The sequence below is a fragment of the Rathayibacter sp. VKM Ac-2926 genome (assembly GCF_022815565.1).
GTDB lineage: Bacteria > Actinomycetota > Actinomycetes > Actinomycetales > Microbacteriaceae > Rathayibacter > Rathayibacter festucae.
In genome coordinates this window covers 45494-69042 of record NZ_JALGRS010000017.1, presented here as the reverse complement: position 1 = coordinate 69042, position 23549 = coordinate 45494, and the positions used below count along the sequence as shown (strand labels likewise).

The window sequence follows — 23549 nt, the reverse complement described above, 5'->3', positions numbered from 1 at the left end:
ACGCGACGCGCCTTCTGCAGAGCCGCAGAGGATTCACGCAGGGATGAAGACACCGATGAGAACGACGAAGTTCCGCAGGCCGCTCGCGGCCGTGACCGCCCTCGCCGCCGCCGCCCTCCTGGCGGGCTGCACCGGCGCGACCAGCCCGGCAGCGGGAGGAGGCGACGCCGACGGCCCCGTCACCCTCGAGTACTGGTCGTGGGCCCCCAACATCGAGAAGATCGTCGACGTCTGGAACCAGGCGAACCCCGACATCCAGGTGGAGGTCAACACTTCGACCGGCGGCGCGGAGATCGTCGCGAAGCTCAGCGCGGCGAAGCAGGCCGGCACCCTGCCGGACCTCTCGAACACCACCTACGAGAACCTGCCGAACCTGATCACCAGCGAGATCGCCTCCGACGTCACCTCGATCATGGGCGACCGGGAGGCGGAGACGGCCGGCCCCGCCTGGGAGCTGACGACGTTCGACGACGTGAACTACGCCGTCCCGCAGGGCACCGCGCCGATGTTCCTCTACTACCGCACCGACATCTTCGAGGCGAACGGCCTGGCCGTCCCGACCACCTGGGACGAGTACGCCGACGCCGCCCGCGCCCTGCACGCCGCTGACCCGACGAAGTACCTCGCGACCTTCCCCGCGAACGACGCGCAGCTGTTCGCCGGGCTCAGCCAGCAGGCCGGCGCCGAGTGGTGGAGCCAGGAGGACGGCACCTGGACGGTCGCGATCGACGACCCCGCCTCGCAGAAGGTCGCCGACTACTGGCAGGGCCTGGTCGACGACGGCAGCCTCGCGACCTTCAAGACCTTCACTCCGGAGTGGCAGGCCGCGCTGGCCGACGGCACGCTGGCCAGCTGGCTCGGCGCGGTCTGGACTCCCCCGCTGCTGCAGAACAACGCGCCCGACACGATCGGGAAGTGGGCCGCGGTGCCGATCCCGCAGTGGACCCCGTCCGACCCGAGCTCGGGAGTCCTGGGCGGCAGCGGCACGATCGTGACCACCGGCTCCGACCACCCGGAGCAGGCGCGCGAGTTCGCGCTCTGGCTGAACACCTCGACCGAGGCCCTCGAGGCGTACATCGAGTACGCCAGCATCTGGCCCGCCGCGCTCTCCGGCCGCGAGCTGCCCGAGCTGCAGCAGGCCCCGGCGCTGCTGCCCGAGCAGACCGACTTCTACGCCACCGCCGACGAGATCGACCAGGTGACGGCCTCGGTGACCTGGGGGCCGAACGTCTCGGTCGCCTACGACGCCTTCAACAACGCCTTCAGCGCCGCCGTCAACGAGAAGGGCAGCTTCGCGGAGGCACTCGCGAGCGTGCAGGAGGCGACCGTCGCGGACCTCGAGAAGTCCGGCTACGACGTCGCCGGGCAGTGAGGCTCCCGTGACGACCACCGCCGCGCCCCGGACCGGGCGCCCCTCGACCCTCGCCCCGCGCGCGGCACCCTGGTTCTTCGTCGCCCCCGCGGTCCTGCTCGCCGTCGCGCTGCTCGCCCTCCCGCTGCTCTACACGGTCTGGCTCAGCTTCCGCGGCAACACCGTCAGCGGCAGCGGGCTGGGCGTGAAGAAGGAGACGTTCGTCGGCTTCGACAACTACGCGCGGACCCTGTCCGACCCCGCGCTCTGGGCCGGCTTCGGCCGGATGCTGACCTACGCGCTGCTCTCGGTCCCGGTGACGATGATCCTCGCGCTGGTGTTCGCGCTCCTGCTCGACAACCTCTCCACCCGCTTCGGCCGGTTCTCGCGGATCGCGATCTTCGTGCCCTACGCGGTGCCGGGCGTGATCGCCGCGCTGATGTGGGGGTTCCTCTACCTCCCGGGCGTCAGCCCCTTCGTCGACGCGGCGACCGCTCTGGGGCTGCCCGCGCCGGTCTTCCTCGGCCCGGACTCGGTGTTCCTCTCGGTCGCGAACATCGCGATCTGGGGCTCGGTCGGCTTCAACATGGTGATCCTCTACACCTCGCTGCGCGGTCTGCCGTCCGAGATCTACGACGCCGCCCGCATCGACGGCTGCTCCGAGCGCCAGCTCGCGCTGCGCATCAAGCTGCCGCTGATCGTGCCGGGAGTGATCATGACCGGGCTCTTCTCCGTCATCGGCGCACTGCAGGTCTTCTCGGAGCCGAACACGCTCGTGACGCTCACCACGGTGATCGGCTCGGACTGGGTGCCGATGATGCTGATCTACCGCGACGCCTTCGTGACCAACGACCTGTTCTCCGCCTCGGCGACCTCGGTCGTGGTCACCCTCCTCACCCTCATCGCCTCGCTCGGCCTGCTGCGGTTCCTGCAGTCGCGCGCCTTCGGAGAAGACTGACCATGACCGACACCCTCACCAAGCTCCCGCCCGTCCTCGAGGATCCGCGCCGGGCCGCGCAGGCGGTCCGCGGGCGCCGCCGCGGCCCCACGGTCACCCGGCCGCGGGCCGCGTTCTGGCCGACCGCGGTCCTGCTCGTCGGGGCCGTCTACTGCCTCCTGCCCGTCTTCTGGCTCTTCACGGCCGCGACCAAGCGCTCGGGCGAGCTGTTCACCACCTTCTCGCTCTGGCCGAGCTTCACCGGCGGGTTCCAGGAGAACTTCGCCCTGCTGCTCGGGGTCGGCAACGGCGCGTTCTGGTCCTGGTGCCTGAACAGCCTGATCTTCGCCGGCGGCGGCGGGCTGCTCGGCACCGCGGTCTCCGCTCTCGCCGGCTACGGCCTCGCGAAGTACTCCTTCCGCGGGAAGAAGCTGGTCTTCAACTTCCTGCTGATCGGGGTGCTCATCCCCGGGGTGATCCTCGCGATCCCGCAGTACCTGCTGCTCTCCTCCGTCGGGATCGCCGGCACCTACTGGTCGGTGCTGCTGCCGTGCATGATCAGCCCGTTCAGCATCTACCTCTGCCGCATCTACGCCACCGCGGTCGTGCCCACAGAGATGCTCGAGGCCGGTCGGATCGACGGGGCGAGCGAGTGGCGGATCTTCTCGCGGATCGCCGTCTACCCGATGGTGCCGGGGCTGATCACCGTGTTCCTGCTGCACTTCGTCGGCATCTGGAACAACTTCCTGCTCCCCTTCATCATGCTCTCGCGCACCGACATGTTCCCGCTGACGGTCGGCTTCTACTCGCTGATGAACCAGGGCAACGACCAGCCCAACACCTACAACGTCGTGATCATGGGCTGCCTCGTCTCGACCATCCCGCTGATCGCGCTCTTCCTCTTCCTGCAGCGCTACTGGCGCCTCGACCTCGTCAGCGGATCGCTCAAGGGCTGACCGCCCCGCCCCGCCGACCGCCCTGTCCGACCGCTTCTCCGCGCCGACCACCTCTCTCACACCGAAGGATCGACATGACCACCACCGAGACCGCCACCGCCCCGACGGCGACCGGCAGCACCCTCCCCGACGGCGGCTGGCCCGTCATGCTCACCCCGTTCCGCGAGGACCGCTCGCTCGACTTCGAGCAGGTCGACGCCCTCACGGACTGGCTGATCGACAACGGCGCCGCCGGCATCTTCACCGTCGCGCTCTCCAGCGAGATGTACGACCTCACCGAGGAGGAGCGCCTCGCCCTCGCGACGCGGGTCGTCGCCCGCTCCGCCGGCCGCGTCCCGGTGGTCGCCTCCTCCGTCTCCTCGGGCACCCCGGAGGAGCAGGCCGCGTCCGCCGCCGCGATGGCCGCGACCGGGGTCGACGCGGTCGTGCTGATCTCCTCGCTGGTCGGCGGGCTCACCACCACCGAGGAGGAGTGGCGCGCGACGGTGCAGCACATCCTCGACACCGTGCCGGGGGTCGACTTCGGGATCTACGAGTGCCCGGTGCCGTTCAAGCGCCTGCCCTCGACCGAGAACGTCGCCTGGATGGCCGGGACCGGCCGCTTCGTCTTCTACAAGGACACCTCGCACTCGCTCGAGACCATGCAGGAGCGCCTCGCCGCGATCGCGGGCACCCGGCTGAAGCTCTACAACGCGCAGATCTCCTCCCTCACCGACTCGCTCCGCGCGGGTGCCGCGGGCCTCAGCGGCTACGCCGCGAACATCTACCCGGAGCACGTGGCCTGGCTCTGCGAGCATTACGACGACGAGCCCGCCGAGACGGCCGTCGCCGTGCAGCGCCTGCTGACGGTCGCCGAGCACACGATCAACTCCCGCTACCCGACCTCGGCGAAGTACTACCTCCGGCACAGCTCGCGTCTGGCGATCGAGCCGATCAGCCGCTGGAAGCCCGACGGCATCGGCGCGCACGAGGGCGCACCGCTGCTGGAGCTCGCCGCCTACATCCGCGACCTGCGCCTCCCCGGGGCGGCACGGGTCGACGGCGCCCGCTAGATGCTCGTCGGGGCGTACCCGTCGCTGCCGGAGCACGCGCGACGCGATGCCGTCGCCTTCGACGCCTTCCACGAGCGGATCGCACTCGTCACCGGATGCGCGGGGTTCGAGATCCCGTTCGGCAGCGCCTTCGTGCCCGACGAGGCGGAGCTGCTGCGGCTGCTGCGCCGCGGGGGGACGCACGTGCTCACCCTGCTGCCGGCGGTGCTCGAGCGCGGGGTCGGGCTGGCGGATCCGGTCGAGGAGCGCCGGGCGGCCGCGGTCGCCCTCGTGCGGCGGGCCGTCGCTGCCGCAGTATCGGTGAACGAGAGCGAGCGTCGCGCGGTCGTCGACGCGGTGCTGCTCCACTCGGCGCCGCGGGTGACGCGTGCGACGGCGGACGCCGCCCGAGCGGCGTTCTCGCGGAGTCTCGCCGAGATCGCCGGCTGGGACCCGCACGGCGTGCGGTTCGTGATCGAGCACTGCGACTCCTTCGAGGGACCGGACCCGGCGAAGGGCTTCCTCGACCTGCCGACCGAGCTCGACCTCGCCGCCCGCCACGGCTTCGGCACCGCGATCAACTGGGGCCGCTCCTACCTCGAGACCCGCCGCCTCGACGGTCCGCTCGAGCACGCGCGGGCCGCGTGCGACGGCGGCACCCTGGCGATGCTCGGCGTCTCGGGAGTCAGCGACACGGCCACGCCGCTCGGCCCCGCGTTCAGCGACAGCCACGCCCCCGTCCGCACCGACGACACCGTCCCGAGCCTGCTCGATCCGGGCACCTTGCAGCGCTTCCTCGTGCTGGATCCCGGAGCGCGTGTCGTCACCAAGGTCGCGGGCGGCGCGCACGCGCTCGCCGCCTCCGCCCACGCCGCGCGCCAGCCCTTCGTGCTGGTCGAGTAGCCCCACAGGCCCCGCATGCTGGTCGAGTAGCCCCACAGGGGCGTATCGAGACCCACCGTCCCCGGCAGTTCCGGCCTGACGACACGACGCCGACCACATCACCGCTCTCTGGAGACACGCCATGACCCACCACCCCGCCGTCACCCGCTACGACCGCATGACCTACCACCGCTCGGGCCGCAGCGGCCTGAAGCTGCCCGCCCTCTCGCTGGGCCTGTGGCACAACTTCGGCGAGACGAAGCCGATCGAGACCCAGCGCGCGATCGTCCGCCGAGCCTTCGACCTCGGGATCACCCACTTCGACCTCGCCAACAACTACGGCCCGCCCTACGGCTCCGCCGAGACGGCGTTCGGCCGGATCCTCGCGGAGGACCTGCGCCCGTACCGCGACGAGCTGGTCCTCTCCACGAAGGCCGGCTACGACATGTGGCCCGGCCCCTACGGCGATCACGGCTCGCGCAAGTACCTGCTCTCCTCGCTCGACCAGAGCCTCGGCCGCCTCGGCGTCGAGTACGTCGACGTCTTCTACTCGCACCGCCCCGACCCCGAGACCCCGATCGAGGAGACCATGGGCGCGCTCGCGACTGCGATCCAGCAGGGCAAGGCCCTCTACGCGGGCGTCTCGAACTACTCGCCCGAGCAGACGATCGCCGCCCGCGACGCGCTCGCCGCGCACGGGGTGCCGCTGCTGATCCACCAGCCCCGCTACTCGATGCTCGACCGCCGGCCCGAGGAGTCGGGGCTGCTCGATCTCGTGGAGCGGGAGGGCATCGGCGCCATCGTCTTCTCCCCGCTGGAGCAGGGGCTGCTCACCGACCGCTACCTCTCCGGCGAGATCCCGCCGGACTCGCGCGCCGCGGTCGGGCACTTCCTCAAGCCCGGGGCCCTCGAGGGCGACTACCGGCGGCTGATCCAGGGCCTGAAGGAGGTCGCGGACGGGCGCGGCCAGAGCATCGCCCAGCTCGCCCTGAACTGGGTGCTGCGCTCCTCCGCTGTCACCTCGGCGATCATCGGCGCCTCGAGCGTGCAGCAGCTGGAGCAGAACGTGGCGGCCCTCGACGCGCCGCCCCTCTCGGCGACCGAACTCGTGGCGATCGAGGATCTGCTCCCGCACTGACACCGTGCCGACCGGCGAGCTCGGATGCATCCACACGTCGGTTCCCGGCCCCGCGAGTCGAGGTCGTCCTGAGGGACGAGGCTGCACGCGACATCGGACATCGATGTCCGCTAGCCGATGATCCTGTCCAGGGTCGCGGCGGGAAGATCGAGCCGGTTCAGCAGGCGGAGGACGACGAAGACGCTGGGGTTGTCCTGGTCGCCGCGCTCGATGCGGCGCAGAGTCGCGGTTCCGACGCCTGCGTCGCGCGCGAGGTCCTCCTGGCGGAGCCCCCGCTCCAGCCGGGCTCGGCGCAGGTGCGCTCCGAGCCGGCGTGCGGAGTCGGTGGTGGGGTGGAGAGGTCGAGGCATCGGCGATCGGCCCTTCGGTGCTCAGTCGGACGGGATCGGGGTGCTGCGCCGGCCGTAGGCGCCGGCGGCGAGGAACGCGGCGGCCAGCAGTGCGGCGACGAGCCAGAAGGCGTTGAGGAGCCCGAACGACTCCGAGAGGCCGCCGATGACGGGCGGGCCGGCGAGGTTCGCGAGGTAGCCGACGGAGGCGACGATGCTGACGCGGGCGGCCGGGTTCGGACCGCTGTCGGCGGCGGCGGACATGCCCAGGGGGAAGCCCATCGAGACGCCGACCGCCCAGAGCACCGTCCCGAGGAGGATCAGCCAGGTGGGCCCGCCGAGGATGAACAGCACGAGCCCCAGCACCCCGACGGCGGCCGTGATCCGGATGGTGGCGACGCGGCCGATGCGGTCGACGACCGGGCCGCCGACGACGCGAGCGATCGTCTCACCCAGGGCGAAGACCGTGAAGAAGAGCGCGGCGACCGTCTCCGTCTGTCCGTGGCCGTCCCGGGCCGAGAGCGACAGCCAGCTGTTCGCGGTCCCCTCCCCCAGCTCGGCGCCGAACATGACCACGCCGATGAGCAGAAGCCGCCAGTCGGCCAGGACCCGCAGCCGCTGACGCCAGCCACTCGAGGCCGGGGCTCCCGCGGCGCTCGCCTCGACGGCCTGCGCCGCCGGAAGGTAGCGGACCGCGATCAGGCCGGCGATCGCGATCAGCACCGCCTCGGCGCAGAACTGCCACTCGAAGCGGATCCCGGCCGCCGATGCGCCGGCGCCGATCACGGAGCCGAGGATCGCGCCCGCCGACCAGGCCGCGTGCAGCAGCGGCATCAGCGTCTTCTGCACGGCGGCCTCGACCGCCGCACCCTCGACGTTGATCATCACGTCGAGCGAGCCGACCCCCAGGCCGACCGCGACGAACCCGACGATCGTGATGCCGAGGGAGCCGGCGACTCCGGCTCCGAGACCGACGACGGCCACGCCGGCAGCGGTCGTCAGGAGGGCGCCGAGGATCGCGCGCCGGGCACCGAGCTTCGACAGCAGCAGCGCCGCGACGCCCAGGCCGGCGATCGAGCCGACGGTCACGCCTGCCAGGGCGAGGCCGATCACGGCGTCCCCGATCCCCAGGGAATCGCGGATGCTCGGGAGTCGCGGACCCCAGGTGGAGACCGTGACGCCCCCGAGGGCGAACATCACCATGACGGCGTTCCGCCACGCGGCGGTCGAGTGGCGAGAGGGGGCGAGGGCGGTGCCGTGAACGTTCACAGGCCAGACGCTAGCAGAGGTCGGCGCAGAACCGTGAACGTTCCGGTTGCAGCAGGGAAGGAGAGCCCGGGCGAGCGCATCGGTGCGCCGACCCGTGCAGTCGCGGTCAGGCGGAGTCGCGCAGGAGGAGTGTGAGCCCGACGACGGACTCCCCCACCGGCCCCGTTCCGCCGTCGGAGAAGGCCCGCTCGAGCAGCGTGACGGCCGCCTCCGCGAGCCGAGCCTTGTCGATCGCCAGGGTCGTCAGCTCGGGCGTGACGAGTCGGCCGATGTCGAGGCCGTCCACGCCGATCACCGCCACCTCTTCGGGCACGCGGCGCCCGGCCCTCGCCAGCGTCTTGAGCACGCCCAGCGCCATGATGTCGTTGTAGACGAGGACCGCGTCGAGCTCCGGGCACTGCTCCAGCAGCTCGCCGGCCCCGCGCATCCCGCCCTCCATGCTCTCCTCCGCGACGAGTGCCGGCAGGTCCCGCCAGGACAGGTCGTGCTCCTCGAGACCTGCGCGGAAGACGTCGCGGCGGACGTCGGTCCCCACCTCCGAACCGAGGAACGCGATCCGGCGCCGGCCCTGCGCGACGAGACGATCGACGGCCGCCCGGACCCCCTGCTCGACCTCGAGCACGACCCGCCCGTTCAAGCGCTCGTCGGCGGGCCCGTCGATCATCACCAGCGGCAGTCGCCGCTGCCCGCCCCGCAGCACGTCCTCGGGCAGCAGCGACAGGGTGTCCGTGCGGCAGCCTGTGAGCACCAGCGCGTCGACGCCCGAGACGATCGTCGCGAGCTGCCCGCGCGCCTTCCCCCGGTCCGTGCCGACGTCGCAGAGCAGCACGCCCCAGTCCCGGTCGGCCGCGACCCGGTTCACCGCCGCGGCGAGTTCCGCGAAGTACGGGTTGCTCAGGTCCTCGAGCACGAGCCCGATGATCGTGCGGCGCCCGCGGACCATGCTCTGCGCCGCCCGGTTCGGACGGTAGTTCAGCTCCCGCGCCGCCGCGATCACACGCGCCTTCGTCGTCGCCCGGACATCCGCCATGTCGTTGAGAGCACGGCTGACCGTCTGCCGCGACACGCCTGCGACCCGCGCCACGTCGATGATCGTCGCCGGAGCAGGAGGAACGGACATGGCACGAGGGTACGCGCTGGGCGCGCCCCCTCTCAGGGCCGCCGGAGTCGCTCTGCGTCCGCGACCTGCTCGTCGTTGCGCTCTCGACGTCCAGCAGCAGCCATTCCGAGGTCCCCGCCGCTCAGAACAGCCGGACCGCGTCCTCCGGTTCGTCCAGCCCGCGGACCAGCGTCGGGATCCGCTTCTTGAAGGCGAAGAACCCGCGCGAGGCCGAGGGCCAGGCGGTGCCGTCCCAGCGGCGGCGCACCGTGACGAGCGCGATCCCCTCCTGAGCGAGGGCGGAGCGGAGCGCGTCCAGCCGCTCCTGCACGGGGCCGACCGGCGCGTACGGGACCACCACGGTGTCGAGCCGTTCGGACGACGCCCAGTCGACGACCGTCGCGGGCAGCGCATCGGCCAGCACGCGCGCCGGCCGACCGCCCTTGTCCGGCGTGTGCTCCGCGGCGTCGGCGATCGCCGCGGCGGTGAAGTCCTGCACCGCCTCCGAGACCGCGAACGGCGAGCGCTCCCCCGGGTCGGCGGAGACCGCGGTCGCGATCAGCCGCTCCGGCAGTCCGGGCTGCTCGGCGAGGAGGCTCGCCGCGTCGAGGTCCTCCTCGTGCAGCAGGAGGCCGGGGCGGGTGCCGAGGGTGCCGACGACGTCGTCCGGCTCGATCGGCGTGCGGGGCGGGAAGTGCTCCTCGCTGAGCGCGGGCGCCGACGTGGCGAGCCCCTGCGGCGAGAAGCGGCCCTCGGTGTACTTGGCGATGTTGGAGGCGGTCGCGAGGTACGTCTTGCCCGGGGTCTGCAGGCCGGCGACCCAGCGCCAGGAGAGAGTGTTGGAGGCGGCGTCGCCGTCGAGCAGGTGCCGGTAGAAGAAGTCGGCGCCGAGCTGCCAGGGCAGGCCGAGCGTGAAGATCCAGATGCTCGCGAACCACATGCGCGTGTGATTGTGCAGGTAGCCGGTCTCGACGAGCTCCTGCACCCAGGCGTCCATCGCGTCGATGCCGCTCCGGCCGCCGATCGCGTCGGCGTAGCCGGTCGGGAGGTGCCCCTCGAAGTCGCGCACCTCGCGGCGGTAGCGGCGCCACACCTCGGGGTTCTGCTCGAGCCAGCCCTTCCAGTAGGTGCGCCAGAACACCTCCTGGACGAACTTCTCCGCGGCGGTCAGCGTGTGGCGGGAGAGGACCGCGGCGACGACCTCCCGCTCGGAGACGAGCCGGTGGCGGAGGTACGGGGAGAGCCCGGACACGTTGCTCCGGGACGGTCCGTGGTCGTGATTGCGCTCGCGCGTGTAGGCGGAGCCGGCGCGCGCGACGAAGTCGTCGAGCGCCTCGAGACCGGCGGCTCGGGTCGGGATGAACATCCCGCCATCATGCGACGCGCTCCGGGGCGGGGGCTGACAGCGTCGGAGTGAGCACGAGCCACCGGCGCGGAGAGCGGGCGGTTCGCCGGGCACCCTCCCGTGCACGACGAAGGGCTGCCGCCTCTGGAGCAGGTGGCAGCCCTTCGTCGCCGCGGGTCGGAATCCCGGTCAGAACCGTCCGGCCATGGTGAAGCCGTTGGCGTCGACGTGCTTCTCGATGATCGTGATGCCGAGGGCGCCCGCGATGGAGGTCCAGGCGGTGAGCTCGTCGCGGTTCTCGAGACCTGTGCTGGTCTGCACGAAGCCCCGTCGGGGAGTGATGACCGCCGTGCTCCCGTAGCTCGGGCCGCGACCGCTTCCGGCGTCCTGGTAAATCACGATCATGTTCATTTCGTCATCCTCTGTGTCGGGGCCGATGGTCGATGTCGAGCCTGTGTACTGCCAGTGCCAGGGTTCGCTCGAGAAGGTCTGCGTGAAGTCGAATTCGCGGGCATGACGGACGAGCCAGTCGTGCTGCCTGTTCCAGATGTCGACCGCTGTCCCGAAGCCGTGCGTCGACGAGCCCGGGCGGGCGATGGACACCGGGCCCTCGGGGTGCTCGTAGCGGTACTGCTGCTGGACGAGGTCCCGGTAGCCGCCGTCCGGAGAGGTGACGACCATCGTGACTCCCGTCGCAGCCCTGCACGCCGCGACCATCGCCGTCCACTTCGCCGCAGTCGATCGTTCGAGCAGCACGGTCCCCGCACTGCCGGCGACCGTGGTCAGTCTCGCCGGGTCGACAGCACCGTTGCTCTCCGGAGGGGAAGCGGCGCGAGCGGCCGCTACCGGGCCGAACAGGTGCTCCACCGTCAGGAGCGACAGGCCTCCGGCGGCCCCCGCGACGACCAGTCGTCTCGATAGCGATGTCATGTTCTCCCCGTGCGTGAGTCGGTGGCCCGCCGATCGGACCCGTGAGACGCTCTCGCTCGATGCAGACGCGGATCGGCCGAGAGGAACGTGGGTCGGGATCGGATGAATCAGTGAAGAGACATCGGGCGGCGAAGGGGATTCCCCCTGTGAAAGGCGGCGTCGTGGTCGACGTCGAAGGCATCACCTTCGCAGTCGAGCCGGGCTGCGACGGTGGCGTGCGCGTTCCGTGGCGCGTCATGCAGCTCTGTACACCCGGGGTGGCGATCGACCTCGGTCATGCTGGTGGCGTGGAGAGCGTCGCGGAGTGGCCGACCGGCGAGTGGGTCGTGGATCCGGTGACCCAGGTGGAGTGGCCGGTGCCGGAGGGGATCAGCCCCGAGCGGGTCGTCGAGCACGCGCGCCGCGCCGACGCGGGTGAGCTCGTCGACCTCCGCTTCTTCCTGGGGCCCGGGCACGACGGCGCACTGTGGGACGACCAAGGTCCCCGGGAGCCGAGCGACTTCGGGGTGTCCTCCGCCTTCACGACCGATCTGCGGGCCTGGATCGAGGTCTGGCTCACGCACCACGACGTCTTCGACGGGTGGGACGGGAGCATCGATACCGCGGAGTGGCTGCGCGAGGGCGCACGGCTCGCACGCCGGCTCCAGCGGGAGCTCTACGACGTCGCCCGCCTGCTGTCGTCGTACGGGCCGTGAAACTTCGTCCTCCGGTCCCGCTCCTGCGCGGCTCTTCCGCGACGACACCCTCGCGAAGCGCCAGGACGCCGCTCGAAGCGCCATTGGAGCGTCGGCGTCTTCACCGTCTCTGCGGCCGATCCTCGCGCGTCAGCGGCGCGGGAGCCCGGCGACGCCCGCATGAGCCCGCGGAGAGCAGTGCACGTCGACCATCCGTGGCCGGCGCGCTGATCGCGGAGACCTCAGCCGGTGGCGAGAGGCTCGACCAGGGGGCGGCGTCCGGTGCTAATCTCGCCGGGAACAACGGCAGACAGGATCTGCTCGTTACTCGTGTGAGAGCCCCGCGTGATGTGGGGCTTTTGCAGTTTCCTGGGGAAGCGATGCCGCAAAGGCTGATTCCGGCGGCCCTGTTCATCGGGCCCGGCCGCGACGGAACCGCGATGATCGAAGTCTTCGCGCACTTGAATCTGCGCGCTCAGGACGTCTTGATCTTCCACGTCACGCCTCTGCGTCGCTCGACTCTCGAGCGGGCACGGAGACCACCGAGGAACGGAGGACCCCGCCATGAGCAGCACCCCACAGACGGACCCGCTGATCGGCGGACCGGTCAGCGACGACGAGCAGCGCGCGTACTCCGCCTGGGTGGAGCGGATCGAAGCCGGACGGTACGAGCCCGCCGCTGACGGCGAGGTCTTCGAGGGAGCAGCAGCGGCCGAGAGGGTCCCCCGCGTGCTGTCGTCGTACGGGCCGTGAGACCTCGTCGTCCTGTCGGACCCCTAGGAGACGAGCTCCTCCGCCGCTACGCTCACGACATCCGGGACGGACTCGAGACGGGGTTTCCGATGAGAAGCACGCGGATCGCGCTGGGCATCGCCGGCGTGCTGCTCGCTGCAGGCGTGGTCGCGGCGACGACGACGACGAGCGTCTCCGCCATGAAAGCCGGCGAAGACGCCGCACGCGGCCCCGAGCAGATCGCCCACCACGATGCCGCGGGCGGCGAGCCCACGATCTCCCCGGAGGAGGCCCTCGCGGAGCGGGTGGCGGACTTCCCCGCTCTGCAGCCGTACGACACGACCGAGCCCCTGGTGCCGGTCTCCGAGCTCGTCGGCTCCCTGCGAGCGGGCAGCGACGACGGCGCCGAGAAGATCCCCGTCTTCGCCGCCGCCCTGGCCTACGGGGATCTACGGAGGATCGCTCCGGGCCTGGGCTCCGACCTGCAGATCGCAGCGGACCGCCCGGTCTGGGTCCTGACGGTGCACGACACCGTCCAGAACTACGGCGCGATCTCCGGCACGGTGGCGAAGACCTGGGACGTGTACACGGTCGTCGTCGACGGCCCCTCGGGCGACATGATCGAGTCCGGGACCGGCCTGGACATCGAAGCGCTCGGCGTCGAGGGGGCGTACGTCGACTAGCCGCCCGGACGATCTCGAGCCCGCGATCGTGCGGACGGCGGACGAACGACGAGTCAGAACACCCTGACCCTGAATCGCTCTGAGGCGCGGATGAGGTGCTCGTCCGTGGCGAGGATGTCCTCGCCACTGAGGCTCCTCAGATCGGTGCTCCACTCGTCCTCGTCGCCGGGGAGCCAGACGGCTCGGCACCAGCCGCCGCCCCACTTGCTGCCGAAGTGGATCCCCTGGGGGACGGACCCGTCGTCGACGGTGATGCGGCGGAGGCTCAGGGCGATGGCCGTCGTCACGATGCGGTCGTCGCCGCGAAGGACCGCGGTCGTCAGAGCCCGTATGCCGTGGCGGGCGAGCACCCCCTCGACTCGAGGCTCGATCGCGGCGATCGAATCAGGATGCTCGACATCGATCCACGTGCCGCTTCCTGCCGTCTCGACCCGGAACATCCTGCGCTCGGTCCGCCACTGGCGCGGGACGGCGCCGATGCCCATGCACGACGATTCCTGCCACTCCGCCGCCGCGATCTCGAGGAACTCCTCACGAGTGAGACCGAGGGCCGCGGCGTCCTTCTCGACAGGGTCGGCCGCGCCGAGTCGGCGCTTGAACACCGACAACACCTCCGCGAAAGCGGTCTCCTCGTCACTGGCGAGGTACAGAGTCCGGCCGTACGAGTCGTAGCGGCCCCACCGCCGACGTGCGGAGCGACCGGTGCGCAGAGGCGCGGAGAGCGGCCCGTACTTCGGCTTCGCGACGCGGAACGTCTGCTCGCCGGCGTCTGGGAGCAGGCGCAGACCGGTCTCGGAGCAGGTTCGCGCTGTCGCCACGGTCGTCAGACGTCCGGATCGCCGCGGAGGAAGGACTCGACGGCCTCGATGACCTCGCTGCCGCGGTCTTCGCGGATCGCCGTGATGGGCGTGTCCTCGTGGAGTACGGGGTTCCCGCCGAGGAACCACTGGCGCGCGACGTGCTCCGACTCCGACTCCGACAGCGCGACCCAGACGCGATGGCCGAGCTGCAGCCGGCGCGTGAAGTCCGCGGACGGGCGCGGGCCGTCGGGTTTCGCCCACTTGCTGGGCAGCTTCCGGTCCTTGGAGCCGGTCATCGCGGCGACGAGTGTCGGGCCCAGACCCTGAACGAGCACGGCAGCGACCTCGTGCACGTCCATGCGTGCGGTTCTCGCGTGCTGACCTGTCGTCACTGCGGTTGGCATCGCACCCTCCCCGGGAGCATCGTTACCCCTACTTTACCCCGCGTTCTCCCACGGCGGCATCGTGACGAGGCTCTCCGCGTCGCCCCGCACCTACCCCTTCGCCTGGAAGTACACGTCCACGAAGTAGTTCGTGGAGTTGTACGACGACGACGGCATGACTCCGCCGGATCCGTAGCGGTACACGCCGTTGTCGCCGGAGGCCGAGGTCAGCGCGCCGTTCGTGACCGGCGACGCCAGCCCGGCTCCCGTGGCGGCGTAGTAGCCCGCGGGCGCGAGGTACGACACCGTGTAGCGCGCGCCCGGCACGAGCTCGACGGGCGAGGCGAACGCGGCGCTCTGCCAGCCGGTCGCGGTCTCGCCGGTGAAGGTCACCTGCGCGATCCGCGTGCCGGAGGCGTCCCACAGCGAGCCGACGTGGGTGCCCGTGTTGCGGGAGCCCTTGTAGAAGGCGATGCCGGTGGCGCTGCCCGCCGTCGACGCGGTGAAGGACATCCCGACCTCGACCGAGGACGAGTCCTCGGCGGAGGCGGTCGCGGGGGTCGTGTCCGCGAAGAGGCGCGTGCCCGACGGGGTGGTCGGCGTCGGGGTCGGAGTGGGCGTGGGTGTCGCCGACGGCGTGAACGAGACGTCGACCAGGTAGTTCGTGGTCGAGCGCTGCCCCGCGAAGCCGCCGGAGTAGGTGTACGCGCCGGAGTCGCTCGCGGTGACGAGCGGGCCGCGCGTGGATCCGGAGCCGAAGCCGTTGATCGTGGCGGAGTAGTTGCCGGTGGTCGTCGTGTAGGCGGCGACGTAGTCGGTGCCGCCGGTCACGGCCACCGGGGTGGCGAACGTCACCTGCTGCCAGCCGGCCGTGCTCTCGGCGGTGAAGGTCGCCCGGCCGATCTCGGCGCCGGTGTCGGCGTTCGAGAGCGTGCCGACGTGGGTGCCGGTGTTGCCGGGGCCCTTGTAGAAGCGGAGCGACGTGATCGTGCCGTCCACCAGCGGGGCGAAGCGCGTGCCCAGGGTGACGGGCGTGCCCTCGGCGACCTGCGCGATGCCCGGGGTCGTCGAGTCGTCGAAGAGCCGGCAGGGGCAGGCTCCCGCGACGGTGTCGGGCGCCTGGGTGGTGAAGGTCCAGCTGCCGCCCGCGGTGACGGTGCCGCCGCCGGTCGCGGTGCCGGCGAGCGTCGCGGTGTACCCGGTCGACGCGGCGAGCGGGGCGGTGGGCGTGAAGGTGGCGGTGCGGGTGGTGGCGTTGTACGCGGTGCTGCCCGCGACGCTCGCGCCGGCGGCGGTCTTCAGCGTCATCACGACCGTGCTCGCCGTCACCGCCTTCGAGAAGACGGCCGAGACCTTCGTCGACGGCGCGACGCTCGAGGAGCCGGCCAGCGGCGCCTGCGAGCCGACGCTCAGCGGCGTGGCGTCGACCGTGCTGTAGACGGCGTCGACGAAGTAGTTGTTCGCGCGGTAGCTGTCGGTCGGGAAGCCGCCGGTGGTGCTGTAGACCCCGGCGGGCGTCGCTCCGAAGCCTCCGGCGACCGTCAGCGGGGCGGCGGCGTAGCCGGTGCTCGACCAGAACCAGTCGGCGGACGAGTAGTGGCCGGTCGTGGTCGTGTACGAGACGACGTAGGCGGTGCCGGCGGTGACGGCGACGGGGGCGCCGAACGTGGCGGTCTGCCAGCCGCTCGCCGTCTCGTTCGCGAAGGCGACGGTGGCCAGCTGCCGGCCGTCGACGCTCCAGAGGGCGCCGGTGTGCGGGCCGGTGTTCGCCGCGCTCTTGTAGAAGCGCACGCCCTGGATGAAGCCGTCGGCGCTCGGGGTGAAGCGCAGGCCGAGGGTGGCCGGATCGAGGTCGCCGGAGTCGGCGGTCTTCGGCACCTCGGCGCCGAACACGGTGGCCGTGCCGGTGATGGTGACGGCGCGGCTGGTGACGGCGCCGATGTTGGCGCTGTCGTCGACGGCGCGCACCCGGATCGAGCCGGTGCCGGCGCCGTGCTGGACGTAGCTGTACGACCAGGACGTCGTGCCGGTCGCCGGGTGCCAGGTGGCGCCGTCGGTCGAGACCTCGACGCCGGCGACCTTGCCCGAGGCGTCGGTCGCGGTGCCCGAGACCGATACGGTGCTGCCGTTGGCCTTGCTCGTGGCGCCCGAGGGGTTCGAGACCGAGACGGTCGGGCCCGCAGTGTCGGTGCTCTTCGTCGCGGCGACCAGGCCGCTCATCAGCGTGGTGGGCTGCACGCCCATGTCGGCGAAGAGGTTCACCTGCGCCTGCTGCATCCGGACGTCGGCGGCGGCTCCGTCGCCGTCGTGCTGCTGGTCGAGGCCCCAGGTCCACTGCACGGAGCCTGCCGAGAAGACGAGCGCGCCGCTCGCCGCCTTGTAGAGGGTGAGGTTGTGCCGGGTGGTGCCCGCGGCGACGGTGGTGCCGAAGTCCTGCAGGTACTCGGGGACGGCGCCGGTCGTCGTCGAGAGGCGGATCAGGCCGGGCGGCCGGGCGCCGTTGTCGACGTCCTCGTTGGACTCGTAGCCGATGGTGTGCGGAGCGAGCGCGGCGCTGCTCCCGGTGGCGAGGCCGGTGAGCGAGGTATTGCGCCAGAGCCGCAGCTTCCCCTCCGCGGCGCTGACGGTCACCGGCAGATCCGAGTAGTTCACCATGTAGAGCGTGCCCGCGAGGGAGTTCTCGGGCCGGCCGCCGCCGTTCGCCACCGAAGCGAAGCGCGGGTCGCGCCAGGTGCCGGTGGACTCGGGCGACGGGTCGGTCTTGGCGTTCGCCCAGGTCTCCTTGTAGGTGACGACGGTCCGGTAGTCCTTGCCGCCCGCGGTCGGCGACGGCTCGTAGCGGGTGCGCCAGTAGTTCTCGTTCCCGGAGAGGAACTGGAGGTTCACGCCGGCGTCGCGCGCGGCGGTGACGTTCGCGCGCTGGGCGCCGGACCAGTACTCGTCGTGGCCGACGGAGAGGAAGGTGCGGTGCTGCTTCAGCGCCGAGCCGAAGCGGTCGGTGTCGACGCCGCTGAAGTAGCTGACGTCGTAGCCGTTGCGCTCGAGGAAGCGCACCAGCGGGAACTCGTTGGCGAAGTAGAAGTCGCGGCCCTGGTTGTCGCCGCGGGTGGTGACGGGCCGGTTGTAGCTGAGCTTGTAGGCGCGGCCGTTGGCGCCGCCGCTGTAGAAGTTCGAGCCGCCGTAGGTGTTGTAGGCCTGCCAGGTGGGGTCGGAGGTCTGGAAGAGCACGGCCGAGGTGCTGGCGGTGTCGCGCACGACGAAGGTGATCTGGCTCCGGCCGCCCGTGTCGGCGCGGGTGAGCAGGGCGATGTAGACGCCGGAGACGGCGGTGCTCGGCACGTCCCAGCCCGCCGAGACGGCCCAGGTGCCGCAGTCGTAGAGCTCGGTGGTGACGTCGGAGAGGCACTCGGGCTGGAGCTGCGGGAGGGCCGCGCTCGGGGTCACCGAGGTGATCAGGCGGGCGCCCTTCCCGGCGTACCAGCCGGTGCGGTAGACGTCGATGGAGTACGCCGCGGCGTCGGTGTCGATCTTGAAGTCGATCCGCTGGCCGACGTTCACGCTGATGTCGGTGGAGTAGCCCTGGATCGACGGGTCGCCGGCTCCGGTGATGTCCCAGACCGACGGGTCGGTACCGGGCTTGGCGTTCTCGCAGACGATGGCGTTCTGCCCCGGCGCGCACGCGGTGTCGGCGCTCGCGGTGGGCACGACGAGGCCGACCACGACGAGGGCTGCTGCGGCGGCGATCGCGAGGAGCGACGCGCGGAGGCGGCCCCGGCGGGTCGGCGGGAGGAGCCGCGGCGTCAGGGGGATGCGCGGAGCGGGGGCGGGGTCCATCGGGGACGCCTTTCGGGGGTCGTTCCCGCGTCGGGTACGCGGGAGCCGGCGACGGGGCGCGTCCGAGGACGCGCCGAGCCCGGGTCCGCGAGGGTCCTGCAGCTCCCCCGCCAGGATCGGGGAAGAGGGGGACGCCGGGCGGGTGGACCGGGAATGCCGAGCAGAACGACGGTACCGGAAGCAGAACGCGCCAGGGGGTCGATTGGGCAACGATTCGTGGTAATGCGCTGTGCGGCGCCGGACTTCCGATGTCGACGTGACCGGGGCGGGGACGTCCCAGGCCGCTCGTCGCCGATCCGACGCCGGATCGTTACCGAGAGAGCGCTCTCTCACGACGTACTCTGGTCGGACGCAGCTGGGGGGCTACTCCCCCTCGTCGCTCCATCACTCAACGAGGAGGAACCATGCGGTCATTCCTGCACCGTCGTCTCACCCTTCCGGTCGCCGTACTCGCGGCCGCCGGGATCGCCCTCGCGGGCTGCTCCAGCAGCAGCGACCCCAACGACCCGAACGCCGGCGGTGGCACGAGCTCCGGCGGCGCCGCGGGCGACGGCTCCGTCACCGTCTACGGCACCATCAACGGCGACGAGGCGACCCTGCTCGAGCAGTCCTGGGCGGACTGGGAGAAGGAGTCCGGGATCGACATCAAGTACACCGGCGACAAGGGCTTCGAGCAGCAGATCGGCATCAAGGTGCAGGGCGGCGACGTCCCCGACCTCGCGATCTTCCCGCAGCCGGGACTGCTCGCCGACACCGTCGCCTCGGGCAAGGTGAAGGAGCTGCCCGAGGGCGCCCTCGCCAACGTGAAGCAGAACTGGTCCGAGGACTGGCAGAAGTACGGCCAGGTCGACGGCACCCAGTACGGCGCGCCGCTGATGGCGAGCGTGAAGGGCTACGTCTGGTACTCGCCGGCGAAGTTCAAGGAGTGGGGCGTCTCGGTCCCGACGACCTGGGACGAGATGGAGGCGCTGGGGAAGACCATCGCCGAGAAGTCGGGCGGACCGTCCTGGTGCGCCGGCTTCGCGTCCGACGCCGCCTCGGGCTGGCCGGGCACGGACTGGATCGAGGACGCGGTGCTCCGCGAGTCCGGTCCGGACGTCTACGACTCGTGGGTCGCGGGCGACACCCCGTTCACCGACCCGAAGATCAAGGCCGCGTTCGACTCGGTCGGCTCGATCCTGCTCGACCCGACGCTCGTGAACGCGGGCTACGGCGACGTGTCCTCGATCAACTCGACGGCCTTCGGTGACGTGGCGCAGAACATCGCCAACGGCTCCTGCGCGCTGACCCACCAGGCGTCCTTCTTCGAGGGCTTCCTCACCGGAGCGGACGCGACCGTGGCGGAGGACGGCGACGTCTGGGCGTTCCTCACCCCGCCGATCAAGGCGGACGACGACCAGGCCGTCACCGGTGGCGGCGAGTTCGTCGCCGCGTTCGCGGACGACGCGGACACCGCGAAGGTGCAGGAGTACCTGGCCAGCGCCGACTGGGCGAACAGCCGCGTGAAGCTCGGCGGCGTCATCTCGGCGAACACCGGCCTCGACCCGGCGAACGCGAGCAGCGACCTGCTGCGCAGCTCCATCTCGATCCTGCAGGACCCGGGCACCACGTTCCGCTTCGACGCCTCCGACCTGATGCCCAAGGCCGTCGGCTCCGACAGCTTCTTCAAGGGCATGGTCGACTGGATCGACGGCTCGAGCACCGACCAGGTCCTCGACACCATCCAGGCGGGTTACACCTCGTAGCGGGCGGGCGGGCCGCTCGCGCGTGCCGAGCACATGCTGATCGAGTAGCCCGCGAAGCGGGCGTATCGAGATCCACCGTCTCCCGCCGGGTGGGTCTCGATACGCCGCCTGCGGCGGCTACTCGACCAGCATGAATGCCGCACGCTGGTCCGTCTGCATGCTGATCGACCAGCCTGCTCAGCGGGTCCCGCGCGTGCCGATCGAGCAGGGGTTGCTCCTGCCGCAGCGTCATGTGATCTGCTCGAAGCACGTCCCGTCCCGCTTCGAGAGGCCCGCCATGCATCCGTTCCCGACCCCGCCCCGTGAGGTCCTGATCGGCGACGCCGCGGCGTTCGTCGGCATCACGCCCCGGACGATCCGGCACTACCACCAGATCGGCCTGCTCCCCGAGCGCGAGCGGGGCGGCGACGGGCGCCGCCGGTACGGACACGCGGAGATCGTCCGGCTGCTCTGGATCCGCCGCACGGCCGACGCCGGGATCGCCCTCGACGACATCCGCGACGCGTTCGCCGGCGCGGAATCGCTCGCCGCGGACGACGAGGACGAGGTCGCCGCCGTCCTCGCCCGGCTGGAGGAGACCCTCGCCGCACAGGAGGCCGAGCTGCAGCGGCAGCGGGCGTCGGTGCAGCGCATGCGCACGCTCGGCAGCCGGCTGGGCCTGCTCGACGACCTCGTGTCCGGCCGCCTGGAGGGCGCGCCCGAGGGCTCGCTGCGCCAGGACGACCTGGACGTCCTGCTGGTCACCGAGCGCGTGTTCGGCCCGCTCGGCGCCGCCATCCAGGCCGGCCGCTTCGCCGCTCTCGCCGCCCACCCCGACCTGCGCGCCGCGTCCGGCCGCGTCGACGCCGCCGAGGAGGCCCTGGACGATTCGGTCGCCGTCAACGACCCCCGCGTCGCGCAGGCGGCGGCCGAGCGGCACGCCTTCGAGACGGAGCTGCTGCGCGTCTGCAGGGAGTCCGGTCAGCTCGAGGAGGACGACGCTCTCGCCGAGGCCTGGGACGAGCGGCACCCGCCCGAGGACGCCGAGACGCCCGCCCCCGCGGCCGATCCGCGCGCCAGGAGCGCGGCGGACGTCATCCGGAGCCTGCCCTACGACTTCTCCCCCGCCCGCGTGCGCTGCATGGAGCTGGCGGTGCAGCTCGGTGCGGAGGAGGCCTCTGTGTCGTGACCGCGCGGGGTCAGCCCGCGCGGATGCGGTCGGCGAGCGCCTGCGCGTCCTCGCCGCCGGGGAGGATCTGCACCGAGTCCCCCTCGATCGCCTGCATCACCGCCACGGCAGAGACGACCACGTCTCCGGCCCGCAGCAGCAGGCGCGCGTCCGGGCCGGCGCCCGCCGCCTCCGCCGTCGCGTCCTGGAAGAGCTCCGCGCCGTCCTCGTCGAAGCGGACGTCGACGGTCTGGGCGCCGCCGGTGCCGGACACCTCGACCGAGGCGACACCCGCCCGGGTGAACGCCGCCGGGTCGACGAGCACGTCCTGACCGCCGACCGCGGTGCACTGCGGATCGACGCCGGCCTCGCAGACCGCGGACACGGCGAGGTCGAGCCCGCCGCCGGCCGCTTCCGGCGCGGGCGGCGTGCAGCCGGCGAGCGCGAGCAGGAGGACCCCGGCGGCTCCTGCGGTGACGTGCGGACGGTTCACGATGCCCCCTCGGGTCTCGGAGCGCGCCACGATACCGAACGCCTGCGGGCACCGCACCCGCCTGCCCCATCGACCCCCTGCCGATCAGCAGCCCCTTCATGGTGATCGAGTAGCCCGCATCGCGGGCGTATCGAGCGGAGGGGGCGCCTTCGGCGCCAGCGCAGGGCGGGGACGCGACCGACGTGCATGCGGTGGCGGGTCTCGATACGCCCCTGCGGGGCTACTCGACCAGCATGTGTGCGGGCGTCTCTTCCCAGTAGATCCACCGTCCCCAGCAGCCCGGGTCTCGATACGCCGCCGGCGGCGGCTCATCGACCAGCATGGGGCGAGCGCGCGAGTGGACCCGGAACGGGCTTCGGCCCGGGCGCGGGGCCCGACGTGCGTCCACTCGCGCGAGCAGGCAGCGCCGAGTGGACGCGTACAGGGGCCTGCTCGGGACTCGAGGCCCGTCGCGGGTCCACTCGAGGATTCGTGCTGATCGAGTGGGCCGCGGAGCGGGCGTCTCGAGATCCGCTGTGCCCAGGAGGGCGGGTCTCGATACGCCGCCGGAGGCGGCTACTCGACCAGCATGTGCCGGACGCGTGACCTCCCGCACGGCGGACCCGGAGCATGCTGCCCGCGGAGCGGGTTCTCCGCACGCTGATCGGCCTGCCCGCACGGCCGGCCCGCTTCATGCTGAGCGGCCTACCCACAGGCGGGCGCGCTTCATGCTGGTCGGGCAGCCCGGGCGGCGGGCGCGCTTCATGCTGATCGAGTAGCCCGCGCAGCGGGCGTATCGAGCGGAGGGGGCGCCTCCGGCGCCATCGCAGGGCGGGGAAGAGACCGACGTCCTTGCGGTGGGTGGGTCTCGATACGCCCCTGCGGGGCTACTCGACCAGCATGGCTGCGGGCGTCTCTTCAGAGTAGATCCACCGCGTCCAGCACGCCGGGTCTCGATACGCCGCCTGCGGCGGCTACTCGGCCGGCGTGCCACGGGGTCACTCGAAGAGGGACAGGGTGAGGGTGGAGCTGTAGTCGCCCGCGTCGACGGTGGTGGGGGTCTTGAGGGTCAGGGCCGCGTTCGCGGTCCAGGAGCCCTCTTCCGCGACTCCGGCGCTGTCGTTGGTGATCGCCAGCAGCTCCTGGTCGACGAGGCCGACGCCGTCGGGGCCGCCGTCGATGATCGGGTCGACGATGTCGCCCTCGGCGACGAGGCCGGAGTCGCCGCCGTCGATCAGGTTCGGGGCCCAGCCGAGGTTCTCCGCGCCGATCGTGTCACCGGTCGACGAGGTGAAGTCGCTGGCGGTTCCGAGGACGTACCAGCCGGCACCGGCCGGGATGTCCGCGGCGTCGCGGGTGTCGGTGACGGTGACCGTGGGCAAGGTGCCGGTGAACTGGCGGACGACGCCCGTCGAGCCGTTCTCGGTCAGCGCGGTGGAGTCGCTCGCGACCGTCATCGAGAGCGAGCCGGGCGTGGTGAGCGGCGCGATCTGCACATTGACGTCGACGTCGTCCGCGCCCTGCTGCTCGTCGGCGAAGGCGGTGCCGGCGACGCCGAGCAGGAGCAGGCCACCGGCGAGACCGGCGGCGCCGCGGGTGAGAAGGGGACGGATCCGGGTGGGGCGGGTGGTCATGGCGGGGGTTCTCCGTTCTCCGGTCGGCCTCGTCGCCGACTCGTCGTCGCACGTCCCGACCCTCTCTTTCGATCATTATCGATCATCGAGGAAGGGCGTTCCGCGCTGCCGAGCAGACTATCCCGTGGTCGCTCCAGGAGGAAAGACCCTGCTCGCGAGCCGCTTCGAGCCGTTGCGC

22 protein-coding genes and 1 pseudogene are annotated in these 23549 nt (G+C 71.7%); 11 read left to right on the top strand and 12 right to left on the bottom strand.

The genetic code is table 11. The features are described 5' to 3' along the window. Positions 1-55: 55 nt before the first annotated feature. The 6 genes from MT351_RS18660 to MT351_RS18635 all read left to right on the top strand — a co-directional run bounded on the left by MT351_RS18660 (position 56) and on the right by MT351_RS18635 (position 6295). The gene (locus tag MT351_RS18660; RefSeq protein WP_243582942.1) at positions 56-1372 is read left to right on the top strand and encodes an ABC transporter substrate-binding protein; all 1317 of its coding nucleotides are present in this window, start codon (positions 56-58) and stop codon (positions 1370-1372) included. 7 nt (positions 1373-1379) lie between these two features. Further along, the gene (locus tag MT351_RS18655; protein ID WP_123731534.1) at positions 1380-2309 is read left to right on the top strand and encodes a carbohydrate ABC transporter permease; all 930 of its coding nucleotides are present in this window, start codon (positions 1380-1382) and stop codon (positions 2307-2309) included. Between the two features lie 2 nt (positions 2310-2311). After that, the gene (locus tag MT351_RS18650) at positions 2312-3244 is read left to right on the top strand and encodes a carbohydrate ABC transporter permease (protein WP_243582941.1); all 933 of its coding nucleotides are present in this window, start codon (positions 2312-2314) and stop codon (positions 3242-3244) included. A 74-nt stretch (positions 3245-3318) separates the two neighbouring features. Beyond that, on the top strand, positions 3319-4296 hold the full coding sequence (locus MT351_RS18645) for a dihydrodipicolinate synthase family protein (protein WP_243582940.1): 978 nt from the start codon (positions 3319-3321) through the stop codon (positions 4294-4296). Next, positions 4297-5178 (top strand): DUF4862 family protein, encoded by an 882-nt coding sequence (locus MT351_RS18640; protein ID WP_243582939.1) that lies wholly within the window; start codon positions 4297-4299, stop codon positions 5176-5178. 121 nt (positions 5179-5299) lie between these two features. Further along, entirely contained in the window at positions 5300-6295 is a 996-nt protein-coding gene (locus MT351_RS18635; RefSeq protein WP_243582938.1) for an aldo/keto reductase, read from the top strand. Between the two features lie 110 nt (positions 6296-6405). Here the strand turns inward: MT351_RS18635 and MT351_RS18630 are convergent, their stop codons facing one another. The 5 genes from MT351_RS18630 to MT351_RS18610 form a co-directional block, all read right to left on the bottom strand. Continuing rightward, the gene (locus tag MT351_RS18630; RefSeq protein ID WP_123736065.1) at positions 6406-6645 is read right to left on the bottom strand and encodes a helix-turn-helix domain-containing protein; all 240 of its coding nucleotides are present in this window, start codon (positions 6643-6645) and stop codon (positions 6406-6408) included. A gap of 21 nt (positions 6646-6666) precedes the next feature. Continuing rightward, complete coding sequence (locus MT351_RS18625; protein ID WP_243582937.1) at positions 6667-7893, bottom strand: MFS transporter; 1227 nt, start codon at positions 7891-7893, stop codon at positions 6667-6669. Positions 7894-7999: 106 nt separating this feature from the next. Beyond that, the gene (locus MT351_RS18620; protein WP_123736067.1) at positions 8000-9013 is read right to left on the bottom strand and encodes a LacI family DNA-binding transcriptional regulator; all 1014 of its coding nucleotides are present in this window, start codon (positions 9011-9013) and stop codon (positions 8000-8002) included. A 121-nt stretch (positions 9014-9134) separates the two neighbouring features. Beyond that, positions 9135-10358, bottom strand: a complete 1224-nt coding sequence (locus MT351_RS18615; protein WP_243582936.1) for an FAD-binding domain-containing protein — start codon at positions 10356-10358, stop codon at positions 9135-9137. Between the two features lie 168 nt (positions 10359-10526). After that, positions 10527-11267 carry a M15 family metallopeptidase gene (locus tag MT351_RS18610; protein ID WP_279398466.1) on the bottom strand — a complete coding sequence of 247 codons (741 nt, stop codon included), beginning with the start codon at positions 11265-11267 and terminating at the stop codon, positions 10527-10529. A 161-nt stretch (positions 11268-11428) separates the two neighbouring features. On the opposite strand from MT351_RS18610, the gene MT351_RS18605 reads away from it, so the two are divergent. Further along, positions 11429-11962 (top strand): hypothetical protein, encoded by a 534-nt coding sequence (locus MT351_RS18605; RefSeq protein WP_243582935.1) that lies wholly within the window; start codon positions 11429-11431, stop codon positions 11960-11962. A 221-nt stretch (positions 11963-12183) separates the two neighbouring features. On the opposite strand, the gene MT351_RS18600 is transcribed toward MT351_RS18605, so the two are convergent. Then, a complete protein-coding gene (locus tag MT351_RS18600) occupies positions 12184-12438 on the bottom strand; it encodes a hypothetical protein (protein WP_243582934.1) in 255 nt (84 codons plus the stop codon). A gap of 67 nt (positions 12439-12505) precedes the next feature. Between MT351_RS18600 and MT351_RS18595 the strand changes: the two genes are divergently transcribed. Both MT351_RS18595 and MT351_RS18590 read left to right on the top strand, forming a co-directional pair. Then, positions 12506-12694 (top strand): hypothetical protein, encoded by a 189-nt coding sequence (locus MT351_RS18595; protein WP_243582933.1) that lies wholly within the window; start codon positions 12506-12508, stop codon positions 12692-12694. Between the two features lie 89 nt (positions 12695-12783). Then, complete coding sequence (locus tag MT351_RS18590; protein ID WP_243582932.1) at positions 12784-13356, top strand: hypothetical protein; 573 nt, start codon at positions 12784-12786, stop codon at positions 13354-13356. A 53-nt stretch (positions 13357-13409) separates the two neighbouring features. On the opposite strand, the gene MT351_RS20455 is transcribed toward MT351_RS18590, so the two are convergent. The 4 genes and pseudogenes from MT351_RS20455 to MT351_RS18575 form a co-directional block, all read right to left on the bottom strand. Beyond that, positions 13410-13841 carry a hypothetical protein gene (locus MT351_RS20455; RefSeq protein ID WP_374204791.1) on the bottom strand — a complete coding sequence of 144 codons (432 nt, stop codon included), beginning with the start codon at positions 13839-13841 and terminating at the stop codon, positions 13410-13412. A gap of 42 nt (positions 13842-13883) precedes the next feature. Further along, positions 13884-14174: pseudogene (locus MT351_RS20450) on the bottom strand (RES domain-containing protein); the annotation flags it as partial. Between the two features lie 5 nt (positions 14175-14179). Continuing rightward, the gene (locus MT351_RS18580; protein WP_243582930.1) at positions 14180-14515 is read right to left on the bottom strand and encodes a hypothetical protein; all 336 of its coding nucleotides are present in this window, start codon (positions 14513-14515) and stop codon (positions 14180-14182) included. 135 nt (positions 14516-14650) lie between these two features. Beyond that, positions 14651-18373 (bottom strand): DUF4082 domain-containing protein, encoded by a 3723-nt coding sequence (locus MT351_RS18575; RefSeq protein WP_243582929.1) that lies wholly within the window; start codon positions 18371-18373, stop codon positions 14651-14653. Positions 18374-18777: 404 nt separating this feature from the next. On the opposite strand from MT351_RS18575, the gene MT351_RS18570 reads away from it, so the two are divergent. Both MT351_RS18570 and MT351_RS18565 read left to right on the top strand, forming a co-directional pair. Next, on the top strand, positions 18778-20118 hold the full coding sequence (locus tag MT351_RS18570) for an ABC transporter substrate-binding protein (RefSeq protein WP_243582928.1): 1341 nt from the start codon (positions 18778-18780) through the stop codon (positions 20116-20118). A gap of 130 nt (positions 20119-20248) precedes the next feature. Beyond that, positions 20249-21286, top strand: coding sequence for a MerR family transcriptional regulator (locus MT351_RS18565; RefSeq protein WP_243582927.1), 1038 nt, complete (start codon positions 20249-20251; stop codon positions 21284-21286). A gap of 10 nt (positions 21287-21296) precedes the next feature. Here MT351_RS18565 and MT351_RS18560 read toward each other — a convergent pair whose 3' ends face one another. Both MT351_RS18560 and MT351_RS18555 read right to left on the bottom strand, forming a co-directional pair. Then, on the bottom strand, positions 21297-21758 hold the full coding sequence (locus MT351_RS18560) for a hypothetical protein (RefSeq protein ID WP_243582926.1): 462 nt from the start codon (positions 21756-21758) through the stop codon (positions 21297-21299). Positions 21759-22735: 977 nt separating this feature from the next. Then, entirely contained in the window at positions 22736-23371 is a 636-nt protein-coding gene (locus MT351_RS18555) for a hypothetical protein (RefSeq protein ID WP_243582925.1), read from the bottom strand. Between the last annotated feature and the right edge of the window lie 178 nt (positions 23372-23549).